Consider the following 2,953-nt stretch of genomic DNA (forward strand, 5'->3'; position numbering starts at 1 on the left):
GTTTATTCACTTCTTCCGCTTTCCCTTCAGGTAGGACTTCTGCGATTACATGGTCAATGCCAACTTGATGTCCGATGGCATTTGCTGTTCTTTGATTATCCCCGGTTATCATGATGACCTGGATATCCATTGCTTTTAACCTTTTAATCGCCTCAAGCGAGCTTTCTTTTATCGTATCCGCAACAGCAATGAGTCCGGCATATTCCCCTTCAATGCTAGCGAGCATTGCAGTCTTCCCTTGCTCTTCAAATTCTTCCATCGCTGTTAGCGCCTTAGTGATATCCACGTTATTTTGCTTCATCAATTTACGGGTTCCGATGAATATCACTTTTTGATCCGCCACAGCTCTAATCCCGTATCCAGGCATCGCTTCAAATTCTTCAACCGCTGCAAGTGAAATCTGTCTTGCTTGAATTCCTTGAACGATTGATTGAGCAAGAGGGTGTTCAGATTGTTTTTCAGCTGCACCGATTAATGATAAAAACTGTTCTTCCTCCATACCATTCTCAATGAGGACATCTGTCAACACAGGGGTACCTTTCGTTACCGTTCCCGTTTTATCCAAGATGACCGTATCGATATGGTGGGTGGTTTCCAGATGTTCCCCGCCTTTAAATAAGATGCCGAATTCGGCAGCCCTTCCAGACCCTGCCATGATAGAGGTGGGAGTGGCCAGGCCTAAAGCACATGGGCAGGCTATGACTAGCACTGCAATCATCGCTTCAAAAGCAGGTGTGAATTCTCCAGGGTTAACCCAAATCATCCAAACCAGAAAAGTTAAAAGAGCGATTCCGACAACAATGGGAACGAAAACACCGGAAATTTGGTCAGCAAGCCGTTGAATCGGCGCTTTCGAACCTTGAGCATCTTCGACGACTTTGATGATTTGGGAAAGAGCTGTATCCCTTCCTATTTTCGTCGCTTTCATTTTGATAAACCCATTCTTATTCAATGTTGAACCGATAACAGTATCACCGTTTGTTTTATCGACCGGAATGCTCTCACCCGTTAACATGGATTCATCGACGGCAGAGTTCCCCTCGATTACCTTGCCATCGACAGGGATCTTCTCACCCGGCTTCACCAAAATCGTATCCCCTACGATGACTTCTTCAAGTGGTATTTCCCGTTCCTCCCCATTTCTTAAAACCAATGCCGTTTTAGCCTGAAGCCCCATCAATTTTTTGATGGCCTCGGAAGAACGTCCTTTTGCCTTTGCTTCAAACAGCTTCCCCAAAAGAATGAGAGTGATAAGAATTGAACTTGTTTCGAAATAAAGTTGTGCCGTATTGTGATGCGACCCCATCGAAATGATCGCCTGATAGACACTGTAAAAATAGGCAGCGGATGTTCCCATCGCGACTAATACATCCATATTGGCACTTTTATTTCTCAAGGCTTTATAAGCTCCAACATAGAACTGCTTTCCAATCAAAAATTGAACGGGGGTTGCGAATGCCATCTGCACCCAAGGATTCATGAGGAAATCAGGCATATAGATAAACGAAGTAAAACTAAAATGGCTTACCATCGCCCATAACAATGGAAAAGATAAAATGACCGAAAAGATGAATGTATTCTTTTGTTTTTGTATTTCTTTTTGACGGAAATTCACGGATTCCACTTTATCTTCCTTGATGATCGCCCCATACCCCAGCTTCTCAACCCGTTGAATGATATCAATTGGGGAAGCTTGGGAAGGATCATATTCGACGGTCGCATTTTCAAGCGCTAGATTGACATTAGCCATGCTCACCCCATCCATCTTATTTAACCCTTTTTCAATTCGGTTTGCACAGGCAGCACAGGTCATGCCAGTAATCGTAAATTCCTTTTTCTCTTTTACTACAGCATAGCCAAGATCTTGAATTTTCTTTTCAAAGTCCTGGTTGCTTACTTTTTCCGAATCATATTTAATAACCGATTTCTCAAGAGCCAAATTAACGGTGGCTTCCTCAACGCCTTCCATTTTGTTTAACCCTTTTTCAATTCGGTTTGCACAGGCAGCGCAAGTCATTCCAGAAATCTGTAAACTTGTTTCTTTTATTTGGCTGCTCACTTCATCCCGCCTCCCTATACCACCATGGGGTATATTTCTTTGTAAAAAAGAAGTGCTTAACAGCACTCTCATAACTTACTCGACATCGTAGCCTTGATCATCGATTGTTTCTTTTATTTTCTCAAGTGATACTTTTTCCTTGTCAAACGCTACATCTACTTTTCCTGCATCCAAATGCACCTTTACGCTTTCAACACCTGCAAGTTTGGCTACATTCCCTTCAACTGCATTCACACAATGACCACAAGACATTCCACTAACATTCAATGTTACATTTTCCATTTTATCCACTGCTCCTTTATTTTTTCATTAATTTTTGTATCGTTACAAGCACTTCATCTATAACCTCTGTATCCCCTTCATTCAGGCGTTCCACCACACAATTCCTTAGATGGCCTTCCAATAAAATCTTGGCTACACTATTCATCGCGCTTTGTGTAGCTGCTATTTGGGTGATCACATCATCACAGTACGTATCTTTTTCAATAAGACCCTTTATACCGCGAATTTGACCTTCAATTCGATTTAACCGGGTCGTTAAATTCTTTTTTACTGCTTCTGAGTGATGACTCTTTCGGCCGTGGGAAGAGGCCGTACAGCATTCTTCTTCATTCACCGCATCTTGCCCATTCATCATTTCATCCATTGCCAATCCCTCCTCAAAAATTAATATACCATACCCTCCTACCCTATGCAAAGAGAAAGATTTATGTTCATTATTTCCTGCATTTTTAGTTCAATATTCATGTCATTGGGATTTGGCCTTTCTATATAGTAAAGCAACTAAACTCACTTTCACAGTAAACAGTAGGGAGTATCCGTTCATCCATTTTAGAGTTTTATAAAACATTAACCATGACCAAGTTGTGCATCACTATCAATCAATTGTAATTG

Annotated in this window: 3 protein-coding genes; all 3 read right to left on the reverse strand. The window is 41.6% G+C overall.

Features of this window, described 5'->3' with window-relative positions:
• Nucleotides 1-2,059: heavy metal translocating P-type ATPase (locus AC1DVB_RS26310; RefSeq protein ID WP_477591732.1), on the reverse strand; the 2,059-nt coding region annotated here is incomplete at its 3' end.
• A gap of 75 nt (nucleotides 2,060-2,134) precedes the next feature.
• Nucleotides 2,135-2,341 (reverse strand): copper chaperone CopZ, encoded by a 207-nt coding sequence (copZ, locus tag AC1DVB_RS26315; protein WP_057276009.1) that lies wholly within the window; start codon nucleotides 2,339-2,341, stop codon nucleotides 2,135-2,137.
• Between the two features lie 16 nt (nucleotides 2,342-2,357).
• Nucleotides 2,358-2,696 (reverse strand): metal-sensitive transcriptional regulator, encoded by a 339-nt coding sequence (locus tag AC1DVB_RS26320; protein ID WP_223255974.1) that lies wholly within the window; start codon nucleotides 2,694-2,696, stop codon nucleotides 2,358-2,360.
• Nucleotides 2,697-2,953 lie beyond the last annotated feature (257 nt).

Source organism: Peribacillus sp. P4_D6, from assembly GCF_056401795.1.